Consider the following 24091-nt stretch of genomic DNA (forward strand, 5'->3'; position numbering starts at 1 on the left):
TTATTGAAGTGCAAATTTGCATTTTTTTTTCCAATTTAACGTAAACAATACAAGGACTTACGAAAATGTAACAATAATAAATATATTTACTAATTTTATAATAAAATATTGTCAATGAAAAAATATATAGTATTGTTTTTTGGGTTATTCTTACCTTTTTTGCTTTTCGGGCAAGGCGATTTTTTATTAGAAAACAATGCAACAAAGGCTACAATACCTTTTAAATTGATAAATAACCTTGTTTTTATTCCTATAAAAGTAAATGGAGTTGAGCTAAATTTTCTCTTAGATTCTGGAGTTGAGGAAACGATTCTGTTTAGTATGGAAGAAAAGCAGGAAGTGAGTTTTAACAATGTGGAAAAAATCAAACTTCGTGGTTTAGGAAGTGAAGAAGAAATAGAAGGACTAAAATCAACGAAAAATATTCTAGAAACGCATGGTCTCAAATCAAATGACCACATGGTCTTTATTATTTTAGATCAAAGCTTTAATCTGTCTTCTCATATCGGAATTCCTGTTAACGGAATTATCGGTCATAAATTCTTTAGAAATAACTATGTTGAAGTCAATTATCAGAAGAAGAAAATAATAGTTCATGCTAAAAGTGATAAATATGAGGAAAAACTAAACAAGCAGTTTAGAATGGTTCCGATAACGGTAGAAAAAGCAAAACCTTATATCATGACAACAGCAACTGTGAATAATGAAGAAATTCCGGCAAAGCTTTTAATTGATATTGGAAATAGTGATGCTTTCTGGATTTTTGAAAATGATAAAATTAAACTCCCAAACAAAAACTTTCCAGACTTTTTAGGAAAAGGATTTAGTGGAGACATTGAAGGGCATCGTGCTAAAATTGATAAATTCTCGATTGATGAATTTGATTTCAAAAAACCGATTGTGTCTTTTCCTGATTCTGCCTCAATTCGTAACGTTAAGATGGTTCCAGGACGTATCGGGTCTGTAGGAGGTGAAGTCTTAAAACGATTTACCTTGGTTTTGGATTATAAAGGGAAAAAGCTGTACCTGAAAAAAAACAGTAAATACGGAGAACCATTTACTTACAATAAGAGCGGAATCACGATTCAGCATAATGGGCTTCAATGGGTACAGGAAACCGTGCATTTAGAAACCGTGCGAGTTGCTACTTCAATGGATGAATTGCAGGAAAAAGACAAAGACAAAAACAATAATAATTTTAAGTATAAATTTGCTCTTAAGCCTGTTTATGAAATCGTAAACGTACGCAAGAATTCTGCAGCCGAAAAATGCGGATTGCGCAAAGGAGATATTGTTGTCAGTATTAATAATACACAACCATACAAATATACTCTTCAACAGATTAACAATCTTTTAAAATCGGAAGATGATGTTTGGATAAATCTTGAAGTAGAACGAAATAGTGTAGTCTTAAAGTTTAGATTTAAACTAGAAGATGAATTGTAAAAGGACATTGAATTTTAGTTTTTCTAATTTATTGTAAAACTACGTTCTATGATGTTGTATTGTAGAAATGTGTTCTTTTTGTGAAAATAAGTTTACTAAAAATTATATTTTTTGTTAAATATTTTCTTATGTTTAGCAAAAATTTAATCTATGGCAAAAAACTACATTAGCTACCACCATTTTGTATTGTTTTTTATTTTTTTTACTCTCTTTTCTTCAAAACTAACGGCGCAATGTGCTGGTATTGATAATACAAATGAGTTGATTTGTGACGTTTCTAATCCAATTTATCAATCCGTAAACTTATTTTCTTTGTTGGGAGGTTCTCCAGTTCCAGGCGGAACATGGACAGATGATAATAATCTGCAAGGCCTAGATCCTTCTACGGGTATGTTAAATGCTCAATTTATCCTTAGCGGAGGAGAATATCATTATACCTACACAGCTCCAGCAACTTCGGGTTGTACAAATAACAAAGCTGTAGTCACGATTACAATAGGTGCATATGTTGGAGTGGGATCTCAAGCAACAGTTTGTAACGAAAGTGATTTTTTTAACCTTTTTACGGCTTTTGATAGTAAAGTAATGGGGCCACATATAAATGGGAAATTTACAACTACTGCAGGAGAACCTGTACAGTCTACAATACCAATTGGACAATATACAACCAAAACTACGCTTAACTTCATTTACACTGTGCCGCCAGTGGTTGCGTGTTCTCCAAATCCAAAGTCGACCAATGTACAAGTAACCATTTATATAGCTCCGAAAATTGGTGAGCCACAAAATTTGGAGTTATGCGGCGATACAGATTTGGCAGCATACACCGATTTAAATTTATTTGACCAACTAAGTGAAGGGGACAAAGGAGGTACTTGGACAGGTATAGGGTTGACTTCTCCTACAGATCATAATATTAATCTTCAAGAATTGTTTGATGCAAATGGGCCTGGTGTTTATTCTTATACCTATAGTGTTTTAGCAGTTCCAAGTAATAATATATGTCCAAATAAAAATGCAACAGTACATATAACTCTTGAAAAAAGACTTGATTTTACAGGATCAAAAATTGAAGCTAGTAAAGATATTTGCGAATCTGAAATTTCAACAGCGACTTATTCAGCAAAAATTACTCAAGGAGCAAATATTATTCCTGATGGTACATATAATGTCAGTTTTAGTGTTGTTGGACCGGGAGTATCAGCGTCTCAAAATGTGAGGGGAAATTTTGTGAATGGAGTATTTAATTTTCCAATACAATCGTCTTATTTTAAGCAAGTAGGTGAGTATACCATAACAGTTACGGGGATAGTTTCTACAACAAGTAAAGGAACGTGTGTCAATATTTTTAATCCATTTTCAACTATTTTAACGATTTATCCGTTACCGCGTTTAACTAATGCGACATTATCTACACTTCCTATTTGTCAAAATGATGATGCAATAATTCAAGTTACTGCACCCAATTTACTCGATGGTAATTATCGAATTTCTTATAATGTAAACGGAGACAATCTCGCTCTAGGCGAAACAGCAAACATGCAGTCTGTTGGCGGAAAGGCATCTTTTGTAGTTCCAGGAAACCTGAGCGCAAGAAGCGGATTATCAGTAATTACCATTTATAGCATAACGAATATTACCAATCCTTCACCACAATGTACCAATACAGCAAATGTTGCAGGAAATCTATATATAAATCCGTTGCCTAATGCATTAACTGTAAAAGCTGCTGTTAAAGACTATTGTTTGAATGCGCCTGTTACCGTTACAGTTTCAGGATTAGAAACTTTAACTAATGTTAGTATTTCTTATGCCTTATCAAAGAGTAATATTTCTGCGGTGCAAACCATCAGCAAGGCGGTTACAAATGGTAAATTAGATTTTATAATTCCTGCAGAACTACTTTTGAACGCTGGAACAACAAAAATTACATTGCTAAATTTAACCAATACGGTTACCAATTGTGATGTAGATTTAATCAATGTTACAGATGATTTCGTAATAAATCCAATTCCGCCAGCACCAGTTGTTGCAGATCAGCAGTTTTGTAAAGTTGATGAAGCGGTAATAGCCAATTTGGAACCAAAAGGAGCGCAATATAAATGGTATAATTCTGAAACAGCAACAACGCCGCTTGCTTCAGATTATGTTTTAAAAACAGAAGATTATTTCGTTAGAGAAACTTCTGCTGTAGGCTGTACTTCAGGATCCGCAAAAGTTTCGGTAATCATATACGATACGCCAGCTCCAGAAATGACAGAAACACCAGATTTTTGCGGATTGGCAAATCCGAAAATAAGTGATCTTTCTAATAAAACAAATGTTCCAACAACAGTTGCCTGGTATGATGCTGTAGACGGGAATTTATTGCCCTCGACCATATTATTAGTCCATAATGCGACTTATTATGGATATGATTTAAATGAAGTAACAAGATGTTTGTCTGAAAGTTATAGAGAAGTAAAAGTCTCACTACAAGACTGTGAAGTTGCTCAGTACGAGTTTTTTATTCCGGATGGATTCTCGCCAAATGGAGACGGGGTAAACGATTCGTTTGTGATAAAAGATATTGAATTTTTATATCCAAATTATACACTTGAAATTTATAATAGATACGGAAACGGAATGTACAAAGGAGATAATAGTAAACCAGCTTGGGATGGTAAAAATTATGAAAAAAGTGGTATCGCTGGAGGCGTTGCACCCAACGGAGTTTACTTTTATGTATTGCATTTCAATAAAGACAATAAACCGCCCAAACAAGGCCGTCTTTATTTAAATCGATAATCTGTTTTTACATTTTAATATAATTTTTAGATGAAAAAAATAATACTCCTTATAAATTTTCTTTTCTGTTTATCCGTTTCTGCCCAGCAAGATCCAGAATACACGCATTATATGTACAATATGAGTGTTGTCAATCCTGCTTACGCAACAGGTGTTCCTGCCATGATGAATTTTGGAGGATTATACAGAACACAATGGGTAGGCGCTTATGGTGCTCCAAAAACATTTACGTTTTTTGGACATACAGCAATCAACGATAAAATAGAAGCTGGAATCTCTTTTATTTCAGATGATATTGGAGATGGAGCTAAAAAAGAAAATAATGTTTATGCCGATTTTGCCTATGTTCTAAAGTTAGGCGGAAAAAATAAACTATCGTTGGGTTTAAAAGCAGGATTTTCATCCATGCAAACCAATTTTAACGGATTTCGTTTTACAGATCCTCAGACAGATTATGCTTTTTCAGAAAACATCAATGCAACAAAGCCAAATATTGGAGTAGGAGCCTATTATTTTAGAGATAATCTTTATGTTGGATTATCTGCACCCAATTTGCTGAAATCAAAATATATTGAAGAGAAATCTGGGGTGAATGCTTTTGGTTCTGAAGAAATACACACTTTTTTAACGGCTGGTTATGTTTTTCAAGTTAGCGATAAGGTGAAATTGAAACCAGCATTTATGTCAAAATTTGTAAAAGGTGCCCCGATTACTTTAGATGTTACGGCCAATGTTTTGTATAATGAAAAATTTGAATTTGGTGCCGCCTACAGAATTGATGATTCGGTAAGTGCTTTATTCAATATTAATGTCACGCCGACATTGAGAGTAGGATATGCTTACGATTATACACTCACGAACTTTGGTCAGTTTAATTCTGGAACACACGAAATCATGCTACTGTTCGATCTCGACTTGTTAGGAAAAGGATTTGATAAATCACCAAGATTCTTTTAAGATGAAAAATATGAAAAAATTACTCGTTATTATATTCGTATTTTCAATACAGTTTATAAAGGCACAGGATCAGGAATTGATTAGAGCAAAACGTTTTTTTGATAAAACGTATTACAGCGAAGCCATTATTTTATATCAAAAATTAGCTGACGAAAGACCTTCACAAGAAGTAATTAAAAACTTGGCTGATTCTTATTTCTATACCAATGATTTAGTCAAAGCACAGCGTTATTATCGTCTGTTGGTTTCAAATTACAGCAATAATTTAGATCGAGAATATTATTTTAGATATGCTCAGACTTTAAAAGCGACTAATAGTACTGATGATGCAAATGCCAATTTAAAAGAGTATTATGCAAAATCATCCAATTCTGAAGATCTTGCCAATTTTGAAAAAGAACTAAAAACCTTAGAAAACGTTACTGCAATCGGTAAACGTTTTGAGATTAAAAACCTTGTGATAAATACGCCAAATTCAGAGTTTGGAGCGGTTAAATACAAAGAAAATCTAGTTTTTGCAGGTGTTAAATTGAAGCCTGGTTTATTCGATAAAAAGTTTAAATGGGATAACGAAACTTATTTGAATTTGGTTTCAATTCCTTTAAAAAACATCAATTCAGCAGATTCCATTGTTCATTATTTTGCGAAAGAATTAAAAACCGGAATGCACGAATCGAATGCTGTTTTTACAAAAGATGGTAAAACGATGTATTTTACACGAAACAATTCTAAAAATGGCAAGAAGAAAAAAGATGAAAAGAAAATCTCGAATCTTCAGATTTTTAAAGCAGAATGGGTAGAAGGAAAATGGACCAATATTACATCGCTTCCATTCAACAGTCCAAATTATTCTGTTGAGCATCCCGCTTTGAGTGCCGATGAAAAAATCTTGTATTTTGCTTCGGATATGCCAGGGTCTTTAGGCTCGTTTGATATTTATTCGGTAAATATAAATAAAGGAGCATTTGATACACCGAAGAATTTAGGGGCACAAATTAATACCGATAAGAGAGAACAGTTTCCTTTTGCTTCGGCAGATAATAAATTATATTTTTCTTCAGACGGACATTTAGGATACGGATCTTTAGATGTTTTCGTTTCTGAAATAAGCGGAAATGACTATTCGAAACCAGTAAATGTTGGACTTCCGTTAAATTCTAATTTAGACGATTTTGCGTTTAATATCGATTCTAATACCAAAGAAGGATTTTTCTCGTCGAATAGAGAAGGAGGAAAGGGAAGCGACGATATTTATCAATTCAAAGAAATAAAAGATTTGATTGTTGAAGATTGTAAGCAGTTTATTGCTGGAACGATTACAGATATTGATACACAATTGGCTCTAGAAAATGCGACAGTATTATTGCAAGATTCAGATAACAAAACTTTAAACACCATTACAACTTCTGCTGACGGAAAATTCAGTTTTACGGTTGCTTGTGAGGCTTCTTATAAAATAAGCGCATTCAAAGAAAATTATACTAATGCTTCTAAAATACTGACTTTAGACAAAACAAGAGATAAAGTAAATGACGGTTCTTTGGCTTTGAGATCTCTAGACGCTATTAAAAAAGAAGAAAAGCAGATTGCTGAAAATAAAAGAAAGCAGGAAATTATTATTGAAGAAGAAAACAAGAAAAAAGAAGCTTTGGCAGCAATTGAATTAAAAGAAAAAGAGAAAAAAGCCAAAGAAGCGGCTATCGTTGCAGCTGAAGTTAGAAAGAATGAAAAAGTAAAAGAGATTTTAGCAAAAGAAAAAGATGTTGTAAAAGATAAAGACCGTTTGATCATTAAAACAGACCCGATTTACTTCGATTATGATTTGTGGTACATTCGAAAAGAATCAAAAGTGATTTTAGGCAGAGTGGTTGAATTAATGAAAAAATATCCTAGTATGGTAATCGAAATTGGATCGCATACCGATTCAAGAGGAAATGAAAAATACAATGCCGATTTATCTCAGAAAAGAGCAAACTCAACTAGAGAGTTTATTATTCAATCTGGAATTGAAGCCAAAAGAGTTTCTGCAAAAGGTTATGGAGAATCGGTTCCAATTATAAAATGTAAAACTGATGAATCGTGCTCTGAAGAAGAACATGAATTGAACAGAAGATCTGAATTTGTAATCAAAAATTTATAAAATTATCCTTTTGAGTTAAATGAAATAAAATTTACTCTAACACATAGAAACATAGATTTTTATTGTTTCTGTTAAAGGATGTAGAAAAAGCTAGCTTTAACACATGGCTATGTGTATTGAAATTAGTGAAACGCCTTTTAAAGTTTACTAAGACTATGTTTCTATGTGTTAAAATTAATTTTACCAACTGATTAAAATTATTAATGAAATAAAATCTTTTTTCTTTAATTTTATAGTTATATCAATAAAATGAAAATAGTATGAGAAATCTAACCTTATCTTGTTTGCTTTTATCCTTCATCGGATTGCAAAGCTGTAAAAATGAAGAAAAACAAAAAGCCGTTGAAGCTGCAAAAGCAGAAGGAGAAACAGTAGTAAGCACTGCATGCTACAAAGCAATTTATGAAAAGGATACAATAGATTTAAAATTGAATACTTTAAAAAACGGAAAATTATCTGGAGATATGATTATGAGAGTGGCGCCTTCAACTGTTAGAACAGGAGAAGTTGCAGGAGAGTTTCATGGTGATACGCTGTTTGTAGATTATACTTTTAAAGACAATGTAAACGGAGAAAAAACATTCAAGAATCCGATGGCGCTTTTAAAACGTAACAATCAGCTTATTTTAGGAAACGGAACCATGCAGACTACAATGGGAGTTACTTATTTAGTAAAAGACAAGCCAATTGATTTTGAAAGCGTAAAGTACAAATTTGATACTGCTGAATGCGCTTCTAAGTAAATAAAGAAGCAAGATTTGAGAAGCAAGACGTTTCTTTTTTCTTTTTAAAAATAAGAAGCCGTTTCTAGATTTAGAAACGGCTTTTGTTATTTTAAGATTTTTAAATTCTTATTGAACTTCACCCTTAATTTTAAGAGCTACTCTTCCGTCAGGATAATTTACTGCATTTGTTTCAACAGTAATTGTTTTACGAATAGGTCCTGCGACCATATTATATTTTACATCGATTTTTCCTTTTTTGCCCGGCAAAATTGCTGCCGCAGGTTTTGTTACAATGATTGAACTTACTGTAGATTCTGCACCTGTAATTAATAATGGAGCATCTCCAGTGTTGGTAAATTCAAAGGAACGAAGTCCATTGTCACTTTTAGAAATTTTTCCATAATCAATTGTATTATCAGGGGCTGCAAATTCAATTTTTGGGCCATTTTGCGCATAACTTATTGCACTAAACAATAAGACTGCAATAAAAGAGGCTGCATTTTTCATATGAAATCTTTTTTTAATTGTAAGTAAATATACATTCTTTTAATTAACACACAAATTATTATTTCTCTTTTTATAGTCTACTTAATTATTTACTTTTGCTGTCAGTTATAAATACAAAAATTGAACCATTTTTTTGTTTAACTGTTTAATCGTTTATTTGTTTAATCGTTGAGATTGAATTATAAATGATCTTTTTGAAAACAGAAAATAAGAAAATGAATTAATTAAAGTCCAATGATCAAAACCGATTAAACGGTTAAACAAATAAACGATTAAACATATATAAATGACAATTCCAGCACAATTTGACGCTAAGACGATTGAGAGTAAATGGTATGATTACTGGATGAAAAACAACTATTTTCATTCAGAACCAGATCATAGAACACCGTACACCATTGTAATCCCGCCGCCAAACGTCACTGGAGTCCTTCACATGGGACATATGTTGAATAATACGATTCAGGATGTTTTAATTCGTAGAGCGCGTCTTAAAGGTTTCAACGCTTGTTGGGTACCAGGAACAGACCACGCATCTATTGCTACTGAAGCAAAAGTGGTAGCTAAATTAAAAGCAGAAGGAATCAATAAAAACGATTTGACCCGCGAAGAATTCCTAAAACATGCTTGGGAATGGACAGATAAATATGGCGGAACAATCTTAGAACAACTTAAGAAATTAGGTGCTTCTTGCGATTGGGAGCGTACCAAATTTACAATGGATCCAGATATGTCTGCATCTGTAATTAAATCGTTTGTAGATTTATACAACAAAGGATTAATCTACAGAGGATACCGTATGGTAAACTGGGATCCAGAAGCAAAAACTACTCTTTCTGATGAAGAAGTAATTTACGAAGAACAGCAAGGAAAATTATTTTTCTTAAAATATAAAATCGAAGGTTCGGAAGATTTCTTGACGATTGCTACAACACGTCCGGAAACTATTTTTGGAGACACTGCAATCTGTATCAATCCGAACGACGAACGTTTTACACATTTAAAAGGTAAAAAAGCGATCGTTCCAATCTGCGGAAGAGTAATCCCAATTATTGAAGACGAATATGTAGATGTAGAATTCGGAACAGGATGTTTGAAAGTAACGCCTGCGCACGATATGAACGATAAAACATTAGGTGAAAAACACAATCTTGAAATCGTTGATATTTTTAACGAAGATGCGACATTAAACAGTTTCGGATTACATTATCAAGGAAAAGACCGTTTTGTGGTTCGTACCGAAATTGCAAAAGAACTAGAAGAAATTGGAGCTTTAGCAAAAACAGAAATCCACTTAAACAAAGTAGGAACTTCTGAAAGAACCAAAGCGGTAATCGAACCAAGATTATCTGACCAATGGTTCTTGAAAATGGAAGAATTGGTAAAACCAGCAATTAAGTCAGTTTTAGAAACAGGAGATATTAAATTACATCCAAAACGTTTCGAAAACACTTACGCGCACTGGTTAAACAATATTCGCGATTGGAATATTTCTCGCCAGTTATGGTGGGGACAACAAATTCCAGCGTATTATTATGGAGACGGAAAAGAAGATTTCGTAGTTGCTGAAAACATTGAAGACGCTTTAGCTTTAGCAAAAGAAAAAACCAACAACCAACAACTAACAACCGACAACTTAAAACAAGATGTTGACGCATTAGACACTTGGTTCTCATCTTGGTTATGGCCAATGTCTGTTTTCGGCGGAATCATGGATCCAGAAAGTCCAGATTTTAAATATTATTATCCAACAAACGACTTGGTAACAGGCCCGGATATTTTATTTTTCTGGGTTGCGAGAATGATTATTGCTGGTTACGAATATGCAGGAGAAAAACCATTTACAAATGTATATTTAACTGGTTTAGTTCGTGATAAACAACGCCGTAAAATGTCTAAATCATTAGGAAATTCTCCTGATCCTTTAGACTTGATCGATAAATTTAGTGCAGATGGTGTTCGTGTAGGATTGCTTTTAAGTGCTTCTGCAGGAAACGACATTATGTTTGATGAAGAATTGTGCAGTCAAGGAAAAGCGTTTTCTAACAAAATCTGGAATGCTTTCAAATTGATTAAAGGTTGGGAAGTTTCAGAAACTATCGCACAGCCAGAATCATCAAAAGTGGCAATCGAATGGTACGAAGCTAAATTACAGCAAACTTTGGTTGATATTGAAGATAATTTCGAGAAATACAGAATTTCAGATTCATTGATGGCGATCTACAAATTGGTTTGGGATGACTTCTGTTCTTGGTTCTTAGAAATGATTAAACCAGCTTACCAACAGCCAATTGACAGCGTAACTTTCGCGAAAGCGATCGAAATGTTAGAAAACAACTTGAAGTTATTGCATCCGTTTATGCCTTTCTTGACAGAGGAAATTTGGCAGTTAATTGCTGAAAGATCTCCAGAAGAAGCTTTAATTGTTTCGACTTGGCCAGAAGTAAAACCGTTTGATGCAAAATTAATTGCTGATTTTGAAAATTCAATTGAAGTAATTTCTGGAATCAGAACCATCAGAAAAGACAAAAATATTCCGTTTAAAGACGCAATCGAATTAAAAGGAATCAACAGCGAAAATGTTTCTACTTATTTTGATTCAATTATAACGAAATTAGGAAATGTTTCTGCTTTCGAATATGTTTCAGAAAAAGTTGATGGCGCATTGTCTTTCCGTGTAAAATCAAATGAATATTTCATTCCAATTACAGGAAATATTGACGTTGAAGCTGAAATCGCAAAACTGACAGAAGAATTGAATTATACAAAAGGATTCTTGAAATCTGTTGAAGCGAAACTTTCTAACGAGAAATTCGTAAACGGAGCTCCAGAGAAAGTTCTTAATTTAGAAAAACAAAAACAAGCCGATGCTTTAGCAAAAATTGCTACAATCGAGCAGAGTTTGGCTGGTTTGAAATAAGAATCAGTTTCTGTTTAATTTATAAAATTAAACCCGACAGGTTTTTGAAACCTGTCGGGTTTTTTATTTTACAGGCTCTCTCAGTATAGTTTTTAATTTATCGGGTGCTGTTTTGCGAAAGTCTGATAAATAAATTTCATGATGAAGTCCATTTTGAAGTAGATTGTTTTGGGTACTAAATTCTTGAATTTTTTTCAGTGTTTGAGGTTCAGTTTCAAAAGGGCCAATATGAAGAACCTGAATAACTTTGCCTTCTTCCATTTCAAAGAATTCAATTGTTTTGGCTAATGCATTTTGTTTTTTGTTGACTGCAATGGCAATAGCTTCTTCGGTTTGTTCTTTCGTTACAAAATCGGGCATTCTAATCATAATTCTGTAATTCCATTCAGAACGAGGAATTTTCAGCGGAGCTTCATCCATTGAGATTGATGCGTATTTTTCATTATCAAAACTCCACAATGCTTCTAGTTTTGGGACAACAAAATCGTTGTTCATGGCTTTGTGCATAAATTTAATAACATACGCCGTAGTGTATAACGCTTGAATTTTTTCTGAAAAATCTTTTCCAGAAGGATCTCCTTGGCCTGTAAGCGATATATAATTTGCTTTTGCTATATAAACAATTTCAGGAGTAGTTTTGGCCTTATAATACGTTTTGTCCGTTTTGGTTAAATCTAATTTGCTCATCTTTTTTGTGTTTTATAATGCAAATTAAATAGGTTAAAGTGACAAGGGTATGTCAGTAGAAATTCTGTTTTTTTACGAAATTAGTTTTTTAATTTTCGTAGAAATTATCTTTAATATAGAAAACGGTGTCTATAAATTGAAGTATACCATTTTCTGTTAATACATTTTCATCGTGAAGATCTTCAAGAATAATTCCTAAATCAGGATTATAATAATCGTTGTTTTTGGTATTTAAAAAACCGTTTACAAGCATAAACTTCTTTACAAGCTCTAAGTCTGTTGGTTCAGTTGCTTTTACGAAAGGCTGTTCCACAACTGCATATAAGATATCTGCATTTTTGAAAAAGCCTAGTAAATTGTATGCTGTATCTGGAAAAAAGAAGTTGTTTAATAATAGATTATTGAAATAATCTATCCAAGAGTTATAATAAATAGAATCATTAAGTTTGATTACATGCTTCCCGTCTTTTAAATAGACTTTTTGTTCAGCTCCTTCAGAAACATAATTATCAAGATTGATATCTAAAATCCAAAGATTATATAATTCAATAAACCCTTCTAAGGTCTCTTTTTCTTGTTTTTTGAAATGCTAGAATTCTTTAGCCACTGTACTTGAGCTTTGGCTTCTTCTAAGGTAACTGGCTGCTGCTTGGATATTTGTTCCATGCTTAACTTCGCTCTTTCCTGAAATGATAAGTTGTAATTCATGTTTCATAATGTTAAATGCAAAAATAGTGCATTTTATCAAAAAACAAAAAAAAAGTAAGTTTTGTATTACTTTTTTAATTCAAAACAAAAATCCCGAGATTTTCTATTTCTAGAGAAACAGAAAATCTCGGGATAAAAAAAAACATCTAATTCAATATTTTAGAACTTGTATCTCAAACTTGTCATAACCTGACGAGGAGCGATTGGGTTTACACTATAGTTCTCATGAACTGTATAGTTTAATGTATTTGTAATGTTTGATAATTTGCAAAGAATAGAGAATTTATTCCAAGTATATCCAACAGATGCATCAATTGTAACATAACCTTCTAACGGAATATCACGATCTCTGATGGTTACCGTGTACGTTTTTGGATTAGTAGAAGGTTTGTTTTCTGTCCAAACATAATCATCATTCCATCCACCTAAACGATCACCAACATAGTTTCCGATTGCTCCAAAAGAAACATTTTTAAAGAATCCAGACTGTAAAGTATAGAAGAAACTTAAGTTAGCAGTATTTAATGGAGTTCTTGCTACACGATCTCCTTCAACAAAACTTCCGTTTAAGCCTGAAGTTTTAGTATAACGCATGTCGTTATAGCTGTATCCAGCGATAATATTTAAACCATCTACTGGTCTTGCTGTAACATCAACTTCAACACCTTTACTTTTAGTTTCACCGCTTAACATCTTAATGCTTGCATCAAAATTGTCGCTTCCATCAGCTTTTGTTGGTGCCATCTGTGCCAAATTGCTGTTTGTAATTTGATAAACAGTAACATTTGTGCTTAATAAACCTTTAAAGAAATCTGTTTTCACACCAACTTCATATTGATCAATGATAGAAGCTTCGATAGGCTGTAAATCTACAGTTGTTCCTGTATTTGGCGTAAAAGAAGTAGAGTAGCTTCCGAATATCGAAACGTCTTTTGTTGGCTGATACACTAATCCTGCTTTAGGAGAAAATGCGTTGTCTAAACGTTTCGGTGTAACTGTTGGAACTGCATCTTGAGGATTTCCAGCTCCAGTTTTAGTTTCTTTGTATGTGCTAACTTCAGCTTCTTGCCAAGACCATCTGATACCAGCCAAAACTTTAAATTTATCTGTGATAGAAATAAAATCTTGGAAGTACACTCCAAAACGATTTGTATCTGTTTTTGTAATTTGTGTAGCTCTTGCGTTCGGAATATCATTTCTTTGTGTTGACGGATCAAAATCAAAAAGATAAATAGTGTCATAAAGACTTGGATCATACTTACCGTTTACTTTTACTTTTTCTTCACTAAAAGCATAAGTATAAGCAGTTGCAAACGAATTTTCCCAATCTACACCGGTGAAAATTTGATGTTTTACAGATCCAGTATTAAAGTTCCCCTGAATGCTTAATTGATCTCCTAAAATTTGCTCTAAGTTTTGTCCCTGAGTTAAACCTCTGTTCCAGTAACCTGGAATTGGATATATTTTAGTGTCATCTAAATTTGATAGTTGAGCTGTAGATTTTTGTGTTCTATCGTATGTTTGATAAGAACTATTGAAGTTTAACTTCCAGTTTTTATTAAAATCGTGATTTAATAATACCGATGCACTAGAAGATTTAGTTGTTCCATTTGACCAAAGAGAGCCGTAGAAAGCGCTTCTTGGAAGATCTAAAATTTCTTTTCCGATAATTCCAGTTCCAAAATCTGGTGTCCAATCTGCACTTAAATAATCTCCTTGAACTGTAATTTGAGTTTTTGGATTAATGATAAAAAGTAAAGATGGGTTAATGTAAAAACGTTTGTTTTTTACGACATCTCTAAAGCTTTCAGAATTCTCGTAAGAACCATTAATTCTAAAGGCAATTGATTTATTAAGACCTCCATAAAAATCAAATGCTGGTTTGTAATAAGCGTAACTTCCCATTTGCATTGAGATTTCTCCTCCGCTTTTAAATTGAGGCGTTTTGGTTACTAAGTTTAAAATTCCTCCCGGTGCTACGTTTCCAAATAATAATGCAGAACTACCTTTTAGAAATTCTACTTTCTCTAAACCTGAAACATCAGGAATAGAGCCTGAATTGTAACGGAATCCGTTTTTGAACATGTTATTAGCAGACATGTCATAACCTCTTGAGAAGAAAGACTCCTGAGCGCCACCACGTGCAGAACTTACATAAACACCATTGGCATTTTTAAGTACTTCACTTAATCTGATAGCTTGTTGCTGTTCGATAACTTCAGAACCGATAACTTGTATCGATTGCGGATTATCCATTGGTTTTAATCCAGAACGAACTGCTGTTACAGGTTTTGGTTCTTTTGTTTTAGTAACTACAACCTCGTTTAGAATTTCTCCTTTTTTATTTTTTACAGTATCAGTAACTGAAGATGTAGTTTCATTGCTTGAGTAATCCTGAGCGTAAGAAGCAAAACTTAATAATCCAAGTGCAAATAGTAAATTATATTTCATGGTATTTATTTAGATTCAATAAAAATTATCGAGTGCAAATATAAATATACAGACTCTTTAACAAGAAATTATGAAGTGATTTTCTTTATTAAAACTTGCTTATTGTTTTCTTAAGATTTGCTTAAGAATTTTCTAATGTTATTTTAATTTAGTATAAATAGTAACAAAAAATCCTTGCTGGTTAGCAAGGATTTTAAATTGAAATTAAACTCTAAGAATAAAACTTTAGGGTATTATTTTACTGAAATTTGGTAAGTAGCCATTTTCCAGATTTCGTCGTATTTTTTACCGTTATGTTCACCAGATGATTTATCTGTGTGAGCATATTCTACCATATAGTTTCCAGACCAGATTGGAGTAAAAGAGAATTCTCCTTTATCATTTGTCCATAATTCTTTTTCCCATCCGTTTGGTGCAATTACTTTAATTTTAGTTTCTTTTGCGATAGCTCCATCGTAAGACGCAACACCAGTAATTTTAGTGTCTTTTTTGGCTGCATCTGCGTTTTCTGAGAAAACAGCGATTTTATTAGTATTAGAAGCAATATTGTTTCCAGTAGCTTTATTTCCTACGACAACATTTGCGCTAGAGTTATAATCTAGTTTCATAGTACCGTAAACGTCTTTTACTGTATGGTGCATTACAATCGTATAAACTCCATCTTCATCTGGTGTAAAGAAGGCTTGGTATTTATTGTCTAAAGCTTTAGAAGTCAATTTAATCTCTTTTTTTGAAGGAGAAATTACAACTAGAGAGAAATCCTTTAAATCAGAAAACCATTTATCAGCTTTTGTAATATCGTTATCAGAGAACTCTCCAAAATAAACAGAAATTTCCTGAGCTTTTCCTTTAGTTCCGGTTGCTTTAGTTTCTATCCAAAGAGCATGAGCAAAAAGTTGAGGTGCAGCAAAAAGCATTAAAAATAAAAAGCTTATTGTTTTTAAAGTATTTGATTTCATAAGATCAAGTTTAAATTATTAGAATGATATTTTTTACAAACATAAGTTTTATTTAGAATAATTAAAAATAAAAACTTTAGAAAAACCCCGAAGACTATTTCATATGCATAGATTTCGAGGTTTTAGAAAATATTTGAATAGGAAAACTAAAGTCTTACCGTTAGGTTTACTAAGAAGTTTGCTGGAGTCTGAGCCATTCCATAAGAATCCCAATATTTAGTGTTTGTCAGGTTGTTGAATTTAACCCCAAGTCTCCATACGGGTCTGTCGTAAAATACAGTCGCACTATAAGTAGAATAAGAAGGAGCATAAAAGCTTTCGTCTTCAAATTTATATTGTTTGTCTACATAATTTCCTCCAAAACCAAAACCTAAATTTTTTAGTGTGTTTTGAAATTTATACGAAAGCCAAAAATTCACTACATTTTCTGGTGCGCCGCTGGCCTTGTTTCCTTCAATTGAAGCGTCAGACGATTTAACGATACGATTGTCATTGTAAGCATAACCAGCAGTCAAGTTTAAACCGTTTATTGGGTTGGCGATAAATTCAAAATCAATTCCTTTGCTTACTTGTTTCCCGTCCTGAATGCTATAACCATCCGGATTTGTTCTGGTAGCATTGTCAATTGTAATGTTGTAATAGCTCAGTGTTGTGCTTAATTTTTTATTGAATGCTTCTACTTTTACACCACCTTCATATTGATTGGCATAAATTGGCTTTAAGATTAATATTGATCCGTCTGGCTGATTTACTGGCCCAGCATTTTGAAAACCATTCATATAATTTCCAAATAAGGAAACCTGTTCTTTAACTACTTCATAAACCAAACCTAATTTTGGAGACAAAGCAGTTTGGTTGTAACCCTCTGTATCTTCAATTTTTTTCTGAACAAAGTTATCCAATCGAAGGCTTAACATTGCCGATAAGCGATCTGTAAAACTAATTACATCTGAAGCATAAACACTAAAAGTCTGCTCATTTGGAACACCAAATTGCATTTCTTTCAATTTTGGATCTACGTCGCTTTTTCGAATGGGTTCGAAAGCTGTCGTTACATCAATTACATCTAAAACCTGTGTTGTAGCATATTTAAATGTGCCTTTTGTAAATCTGTAATTAATACCGGCTAAGAGCTTATGTTTGATGCTTCCGGTCGAAAATTCACCATTAATATTTTCCTGAAAATTGGTGAAGTTATTGTGAATTGGCCCAAAACGCGATACCATTCTTTGAACTTCTGTTGGCGATTTCCATGCCGTGTAGTATTGATAACTATGATTGACACGTTCGTCTACTAATGAGAACAGCGTTGTAGATTTCCAATTGTCAGAAAATTTATATTCTGCCTGAGCAAATATTTTAGGAGAACTTGTTTTCGCATCAAGATCATCGGCAAATAAGCTTGTTCTGTAATCTACTTTTAGATCTGTTGGGTTGGTAAGTCCTGCCGCATAAGAACGTCCGTAAGTAGGACGGGTATTGTTGGTGTTGAAAATCTCTGTGTCTAAACTCAGTGTTAATCTGTCAGTTGCTTTATAAATAAGGCTTGGTGCAAATAAGACAGTTTTATTAAAACCATAATTTAAGAAACTGTTTTCTGTATTGGCCGAAGCGTTCATTCTAAACAAAACTTTTTTATTCTGAGTCAAAGGCATATTAAAATCTACTGCAACGCGTTGTAGTCCGAAGCTTCCTCCTGTATAAGATATCTCTGTTTTGCTAGTTTCAAAAGGCTTTTTGGTAACTAGGTTTACAACTCCTCCAAATGAAGAAACAGAAGAACCAAACAAAGTTCCAGAAGGACCTTTTAGCACCTCAATTCGCTCGGCATTATCAATCGAGATTGAGCTTCGTCCAGAAAGAGTCTCCATACCGTTTCGTGCGTTGACGCCTGTACTGAATCCTCTAAAACTAATTTCAAGTCCGCCAGAAGGATATATTTTTGAAATTGCGCCAGTAGCATTTTGAACCGCGCTTCTTATGTCTACCGCAATTTGCTCCTGTAATAGTTCTTTATGGATAACATTGTAAACCTGCGGATTTTCCAGGTTTTTTAATGGCATTCTGGCAACATAATCGGTCTTTTTTGATAAGTTGCTTTTCTTGCCATTTACAACCACTTCATTCAATTCCTTGTTAGAAACCTTTAATTGTAAATTAGTGGTAATGGTTTCAAATTCAGTGACAATTATTTCTCTTTCAAGTGTTTCATAGCCCGATAAAGATACCTGTATAATGTAAGTGCTGGGTTTTACTCTGTTAAATTCAAAACTACCGTCATCATTAGAAACGGTGCCGTATTTGGTGTTTTTTAGGATAATATTGACACCTGCAGCAGCATCGCCATCAGATGTTGTGATTGTTCCTTTAATTTTTCCGTGGTTTTGTGCAAAGGCAGATAAAAACGAAAATAGTAGACTGACTGAAAATAGAAAACGTGAAGTTTTCAAACTGAGGTAATTCATTATTATTTTGAATTTGGTTTATAATTAATTTTATTTAGAATAAATAAAAACAATGCAAATGTAGAAATTAAAATAACTTTAACAATTTTATTTTTTTCTCATTTAGTATCGAAATTGTTAAATGTTGATTTTATAGCGATTAATCAAAATTCTTATTAGAACTTGTAGTGAGATAAACTATAAAAAGGCTTAATTTTGCAGTCTGAAAAACGATTTCATGATTTTACCATTCTTTAAAAAGATTCAAAATACGCCTCGAGGATATCGCATTGCCAATACCGTTTTTTTCTTCCTTTCTGGTTTTGGTTATTCTTCGTGGGTTTCGAGAATTCCACATATACAAGCCCAATTAAAACTTTCTGAAGCCGAATTTGGAGCTGTTTTATTTGCTTTTCCAATCGGTTTAATGTTGACAATGCCTTTTACAGGAAAACTGTTAAACAAGTACAGTAGCCGTTATATTATGCTACTTGGCGCGGTTATGTTTAATATTGCATTGTCGTTGCCAGGTTTGGCAGCATTTGTTTGGCAGTTAGTTATTATACTTTTGTTCTTTGGAGCTTCTCGTAATATTTTTAATTTATCTATAAATGCACAATCTCTAGAAGTGCAGAAATTATATCCAAAATCGATTATTACGCGTTTTCATGCCGTTTGGAGTATTGCCGTTTTTTCGGGAGCGGGATTAGGGTATGTAATGGTAACGCAGAAAATTGCGCCATCACATCATTTATTGGGAGTGAGTATTTTTATGCTGGCATTAACGGCTTGTTTTTACCCGATGAGCATTCACAACGAACCTGTTCCGGTTAAAAAGAAGTTCTTCTCTATGCCAGAAAAGAATCTGGTAAAATTTTCTCTGATTTGTTTCGTTTCGATGGCTTGCGAAAACACGATGTACGACTGGAGCGGAATTTATTTCGAAAATATATTAAAAGCTTCACCAAAACTAACCAGCGCTGCGTTTGTATTTTTTGCTTCGGCTGTAACTTTAGGACGTATTTTTGGTGATTATGGCGTAACTAAATTTGGAACTAAAAAAATCCTGCTTTATAGCGGAATCTTAATAACGGTTGGCTTTGGTATTTGTTTTATACTGCCATACGCATATCCAACAATTTTTGGCTACGTTTTAATCGGATTTGGGGTTTCTTGCGTAGTTCCGTTAGTGTTTAGTATTGCCGGAAGATCTTCAAAATTGAGCAGCGGTTCTGCTTTAACTTCAATATCTACAATTGGCTATCTTGGGTTTTTACTAGTTCCGCCAATGGTTGGTTTTATCTCTGAATATTCAAGCATGAAATGGGCTTTTTTCGTAATGGCGCTTTTAGGTATTCTGATGATTTTTATGGTGAATAAGATCGGGGAGAATGAGTGATTTTTTTTGCAGCGAATAAAAATACTTTATAAATTCATTTATTTAATTATTCTAATAATTGAGAAATCATCTGTTGGTTTTAATCCGAACTCATTTCCTAATATTTTTAGTTTAAAAGCAAACATATCATCCTTTTCAGAGTTTACTTTGTCAATTGTCAAAAATTGAATTACATCAATTTCTTCTTTAGATTTCTTTGGTAGCAATTTTTCGAAAGTAAAAATGCCATCAGTAGAAATACTAATATCATCTAGTGTATTGAATGTGATTTTTTGGTTTTGTAAATTGTAAAAAGTTTGAAAATCCTCAGTAAGATGAAAACCTAAATAATCGGGTTTGTTGTCTTGTTCAAACTCCGTTATTTTTCCGTTTATATTTACTAGACCATCACCAATTACCAATACAATACCACTTTCTTGTTCTTTGTCAAATACAAGAATTATTAGCGTTGTCAGTAATTCTTTTTCATCAATTAGCAGCTGATTTTTAACAATACGGAGTTCACTTAATAAATCTTGTAAAATAAGCTTTAGATTTTCTTCTGGAAGAATAGGTTCTGACTTTTTTTCAATAAATTCTTTATAACCTTTTTCTATGCAGATTTTTTTTAGAATTTTCCCAACTAGTAAAGAAGCAAATTGACTTTCTAAAGCAGTGGTACAACCATCCATCACAGCGCAAAGAATTTTATTTTTGCCATATTCGCCAACAAATAAATGATCTTCACAATTATTTTGATGGTAATCGCCAATTTGAAGCGATGAATATATTCTCATCTAATATAAATAGGATTACTAAATTTCTATTTGCTTACTTCTTCGTCATAACAAACTTCTCAGAACTCGGTTTCCCGTTCAAATTCCCAGAGATTTCTGCAGTCAAAGTATTGTTTGCACCTTTTGTGTAAGTGATTTTTTGAGGATAATCGTGTTTCGGATTCTCGAAAATCAATTGTTTATCTGATTCAGAAGTAGAAGGGAAGAAGACCGGTTTGTCATCGTTTTGACCTTTTACAGTTGCTTTGTATGTCAACGTTTCTCCTAATTGTGCCAGAATAATACTTTCAGAATGAATGGTGTCTTTTCCTTTTATAAAATAAGAAACAGCACTAAAAGTACTATCGTTTAATTTTTGCCAGTTTTCAGATAAAACCCCATCTTGAGTTGTGTTCTCCCAATTCCCGATTAGCCAGTCGGCTTTTTTGATTTTATCTTTTTCAACGGTTTCTTTTTTCTGGCAAGAAACTGCGACTAATACAAGGGCTAAAAGAGTAATTTTCTGAAACATATTTATGAGGTTTTTGATAGCACTAATGTATGAAAAAAATGTTTGCCACAAATTACACGAATTTTCGCGAATTTCTTTTTTTATATCTGCCACAGATTTAAAGGATTAAAATGATTTTGTCTCACGCAGATTTAGCAGATTCAGCAGATTTATTTTATACTCTACATTATAAAAATCTGTCAAATCTGCGAGAAAAAATTTGTGCAATTATTGGTAAAATACACAGAGTAAAGAATCATTTTAATCCTTTTAATCCGTGGCAAATAATATAGACACAGTAATTTTCAAAAAATAATTCGTGGAAATTCGTGAAATTCGTGGCAAAAAAAAATTAAACGCTCGCACTTAAAATCGAGTAAACCAATTCTTTTGTTGGTTTTTGATCTTGAAGTTTTGCTCGAACTTCATCAAAAGTAACTTTAAAATCACAGCCCGATTTGTACTCGGCGCAGCCATAAGCCGTTTTGCCTTTTAGAATCGTTCCTTTTTTGCATTTCGGACAAGTCAAAGCATCCGAACTTTCTTTTGCTTCGGCTTTTTTATCTGTTTTCTTTGGCTCTAGTTTCAGTTTGTATTTTTCTTCAAAACGAATTAAACCTTCAACAGTTCCAGAATCGGTTTTAAAGCCTTTTATATTTACTGTAGAACCTTTTTGAACCAGTCGTAAATATTGGCTTTCTGTAATTTTTTTATCGTGAAAGACAAAAGGCAGTACAAAATCGCAGCCCGATTTGTATTCGCTGCATCCAAAAGCCGATTTCCCTTTTAGTATATTTCCTTTTTGGCATTTCGGACAAGTTTCAGCCGAAATTCCAGAAGCTTTCTTTTTCTCTTTTTCTGCTTTTGCAACAGGTTTTTGGATTGTTGCGGCATGCGAAATATTGGCATGTTTGGTTTCGCTTCGAACTTCATAAACCAAAGCTTCCACCATACGTTTCATGTTTCTAATGAATGCTGCGGCGGTGAAAGTTCCTTTTTCAATATCTTTCAATTGCTTTTCCCAAGTTCCCGTAAGTTCGGCAGATTTCACCAATTCGTTCTGAATCGTATCAATCAATTGAATTCCCGTTAAAGTTGGTAAAACCTGTTTTTTATTTCGAACAATATACTGACGTTTGAAAAGCGTCTCAATAATATTCGCACGTGTTGACGGACGCCCGATTCCGTTTTCTTTCATCAATTCGCGTAAATCTTCGTCGTCAACCTGTTTGCCTGCGGTTTCCATCGCACGCAGTAAAGTTGCTTCCGTAAACTGATTGGGCGGTTTGGTTTCTTTTTGAAGAAAAGATGGTTCATGTGGCCCTTTTTCGCCTACAGTAAAACTCGGCAATAAATCAGGTTCTTTTTCTTTCGCATTCGGATCTTCAAAAACAACACGGAAACCTTTTTTCAAGATTTCTTTTCCTGTTGCTTTAAAAGTCACATCGGCAGCTTTTCCGATTACAGTCGTGTTGGCAACCAAACAATCATCGTAAAAAACGGCAATAAAACGTCTTGTAATAATATCGTATACCTGCTGCTGATTATGAGGAAGATTGTTCTGAACTCCTGTTGGAATAATCGCGTGGTGATCGGTTACTTTTTTATCGTTGAAAACCTTTGGTGATTTCTTGATTTTTTTCTCTAAAATAGGTTGGGTCAATTCTGCATAATTGGTCAATTTCTGCAAAATCCCTGGCACTTTCGGATAAATATCTCCAGGTAAAAAAGTAGTATCTACTCTGGGATAAGTAATTACTTTCTGCTCGTATAAAGTCTGTGCAATTTTCAACGTTTCTTCTGCCGAAAACCCAAACTTCTGATTGCAATAAACCTGCAAACCTGTTAAATCAAAAAGTTTAGGAGCATATTCGTTTCCGTTTTTTTTATCTACAGAAACAATTTCGAAATCACTTTCTTTAACTTTTGCGGCTATAATTTCTCCGTCTTCTTTCTTTAGAAAACGACCTTCTTCATAACTAAAAAGCGTTTCTCTGTACAAAGTCTGCAATTCCCAATAGGGTTGAGGTTTAAAGTTTTCGATTTCTCTAAAACGATCTACAACCATTGCCAGTGTAGGGGTCTGCACACGGCCGATAGATAAAACCTGTTTGTAGCCACCATGTTTTACGGTATACAAACGCGTTGCATTCATTCCTAAAAGCCAATCTCCAATGGCTCTAGAAAACCCGGCGTAAAATAAATTATCGTAATTAGAAGAGGGTTTTAGGTTTTCAAAACCTTCTTTAATAGCTTCTGTAGTAAGAGATGAAATCCATAAACGCTGAATTTCGCCTTTATAATGCGCTTCGTTCATCACCCAGCGCTGAATGAGTTCTCCTTCTTGTCCAGCATCCCCGCAGTTGATAACTACATCGGCTTTTTCAAAAAGGCTTTTAATAATTTTAAACTGTTTCTGAATTCCGGAATTTTGAACGACTTTGGTTTCAAACTTTTCAGGAAGCATAGGAAGATTGTTCAAATCCCAGCTTTTCCAGTGCGGTTTATAATCGTTGGGTTCTTTTAAGGTGCATAAATGCCCAAAAGTGTAGGTCACAGCATAGCCATTGCCTTCGTAATAACCATCGTGCTTGGTATTGGCACCCAAAACAGATGCGATTTCACGTGCTACACTTGGTTTCTCAGCAATACAGACCTTCATTTTTCCTTTTCTTATTTGTAGCGAAATTAAGGA

General features: G+C 33.5%; 16 protein-coding genes. 7 read left to right on the plus strand and 9 right to left on the minus strand.

Annotated elements, in window-relative coordinates; genetic code table 11:
• The first annotated feature begins 114 nt into the window (after positions 1 to 114).
• The 5 genes from PQ463_RS00915 to PQ463_RS00935 all read left to right on the plus strand — a co-directional run bounded on the left by PQ463_RS00915 (position 115) and on the right by PQ463_RS00935 (position 8073).
• Positions 115 to 1446, plus strand: coding sequence for a PDZ domain-containing protein (locus PQ463_RS00915; RefSeq protein WP_274255870.1), 1332 nt, complete (start codon positions 115 to 117; stop codon positions 1444 to 1446).
• 150 nt (positions 1447 to 1596) lie between these two features.
• Positions 1597 to 4233 carry a T9SS type B sorting domain-containing protein gene (locus tag PQ463_RS00920; RefSeq protein WP_274255871.1) on the plus strand — a complete coding sequence of 879 codons (2637 nt, stop codon included), beginning with the start codon at positions 1597 to 1599 and terminating at the stop codon, positions 4231 to 4233.
• A gap of 30 nt (positions 4234 to 4263) precedes the next feature.
• Positions 4264 to 5190 carry a PorP/SprF family type IX secretion system membrane protein gene (locus tag PQ463_RS00925; RefSeq protein ID WP_274255872.1) on the plus strand — a complete coding sequence of 309 codons (927 nt, stop codon included), beginning with the start codon at positions 4264 to 4266 and terminating at the stop codon, positions 5188 to 5190.
• Positions 5191 to 5200: 10 nt separating this feature from the next.
• Positions 5201 to 7330, plus strand: a complete 2130-nt coding sequence (locus tag PQ463_RS00930) for an OmpA family protein (RefSeq protein WP_274255873.1) — start codon at positions 5201 to 5203, stop codon at positions 7328 to 7330.
• A 260-nt stretch (positions 7331 to 7590) separates the two neighbouring features.
• Positions 7591 to 8073, plus strand: a complete 483-nt coding sequence (locus PQ463_RS00935; protein WP_274255874.1) for a hypothetical protein — start codon at positions 7591 to 7593, stop codon at positions 8071 to 8073.
• A 108-nt stretch (positions 8074 to 8181) separates the two neighbouring features.
• On the opposite strand, the gene PQ463_RS00940 is transcribed toward PQ463_RS00935, so the two are convergent.
• On the minus strand, positions 8182 to 8562 hold the full coding sequence (locus PQ463_RS00940; protein ID WP_111377961.1) for a DUF1573 domain-containing protein: 381 nt from the start codon (positions 8560 to 8562) through the stop codon (positions 8182 to 8184).
• Positions 8563 to 8848: 286 nt separating this feature from the next.
• Between PQ463_RS00940 and PQ463_RS00945 the strand changes: the two genes are divergently transcribed.
• Positions 8849 to 11482, plus strand: coding sequence for a valine--tRNA ligase (locus PQ463_RS00945; RefSeq protein WP_274255875.1), 2634 nt, complete (start codon positions 8849 to 8851; stop codon positions 11480 to 11482).
• Between the two features lie 63 nt (positions 11483 to 11545).
• On the opposite strand, the gene PQ463_RS00950 is transcribed toward PQ463_RS00945, so the two are convergent.
• The 5 genes from PQ463_RS00950 to PQ463_RS00970 all read right to left on the minus strand — a co-directional run bounded on the left by PQ463_RS00950 (position 11546) and on the right by PQ463_RS00970 (position 18752).
• Positions 11546 to 12169: a GyrI-like domain-containing protein gene (locus tag PQ463_RS00950; protein ID WP_274255877.1), complete on the minus strand. Its 624-nt coding sequence runs from the start codon at positions 12167 to 12169 to the stop codon at positions 11546 to 11548.
• 88 nt (positions 12170 to 12257) lie between these two features.
• On the minus strand, positions 12258 to 12719 hold the full coding sequence (locus tag PQ463_RS00955) for a putative polyvalent protein kinase domain-containing protein (protein WP_337992891.1): 462 nt from the start codon (positions 12717 to 12719) through the stop codon (positions 12258 to 12260).
• Between the two features lie 317 nt (positions 12720 to 13036).
• Entirely contained in the window at positions 13037 to 15328 is a 2292-nt protein-coding gene (locus tag PQ463_RS00960) for a TonB-dependent siderophore receptor (RefSeq protein ID WP_274255878.1), read from the minus strand.
• Positions 15329 to 15561: 233 nt separating this feature from the next.
• Positions 15562 to 16287, minus strand: a complete 726-nt coding sequence (locus PQ463_RS00965) for a DUF4198 domain-containing protein (protein WP_274255879.1) — start codon at positions 16285 to 16287, stop codon at positions 15562 to 15564.
• Between the two features lie 146 nt (positions 16288 to 16433).
• Positions 16434 to 18752: a TonB-dependent receptor gene (locus PQ463_RS00970; protein WP_274255880.1), complete on the minus strand. Its 2319-nt coding sequence runs from the start codon at positions 18750 to 18752 to the stop codon at positions 16434 to 16436.
• A 217-nt stretch (positions 18753 to 18969) separates the two neighbouring features.
• On the opposite strand from PQ463_RS00970, the gene PQ463_RS00975 reads away from it, so the two are divergent.
• On the plus strand, positions 18970 to 20130 hold the full coding sequence (locus PQ463_RS00975) for an MFS transporter (protein WP_274255881.1): 1161 nt from the start codon (positions 18970 to 18972) through the stop codon (positions 20128 to 20130).
• 38 nt (positions 20131 to 20168) lie between these two features.
• Here PQ463_RS00975 and PQ463_RS00980 read toward each other — a convergent pair whose 3' ends face one another.
• From PQ463_RS00980 to PQ463_RS00990, 3 genes are all read right to left on the minus strand, one after another.
• Complete coding sequence (locus PQ463_RS00980) at positions 20169 to 20906, minus strand: protein phosphatase 2C domain-containing protein (protein WP_274255882.1); 738 nt, start codon at positions 20904 to 20906, stop codon at positions 20169 to 20171.
• A gap of 34 nt (positions 20907 to 20940) precedes the next feature.
• A complete protein-coding gene (locus tag PQ463_RS00985; RefSeq protein WP_274255883.1) occupies positions 20941 to 21417 on the minus strand; it encodes a DUF6265 family protein in 477 nt (158 codons plus the stop codon).
• Positions 21418 to 21748: 331 nt separating this feature from the next.
• Positions 21749 to 24058, minus strand: coding sequence for a type IA DNA topoisomerase (locus tag PQ463_RS00990; RefSeq protein ID WP_274255884.1), 2310 nt, complete (start codon positions 24056 to 24058; stop codon positions 21749 to 21751).
• Positions 24059 to 24091: the final 33 nt, after the last annotated feature.

The organism is Flavobacterium sp. KACC 22763 (genome assembly GCF_028736155.1).
In the GTDB taxonomy this organism is placed as follows: domain Bacteria; phylum Bacteroidota; class Bacteroidia; order Flavobacteriales; family Flavobacteriaceae; genus Flavobacterium.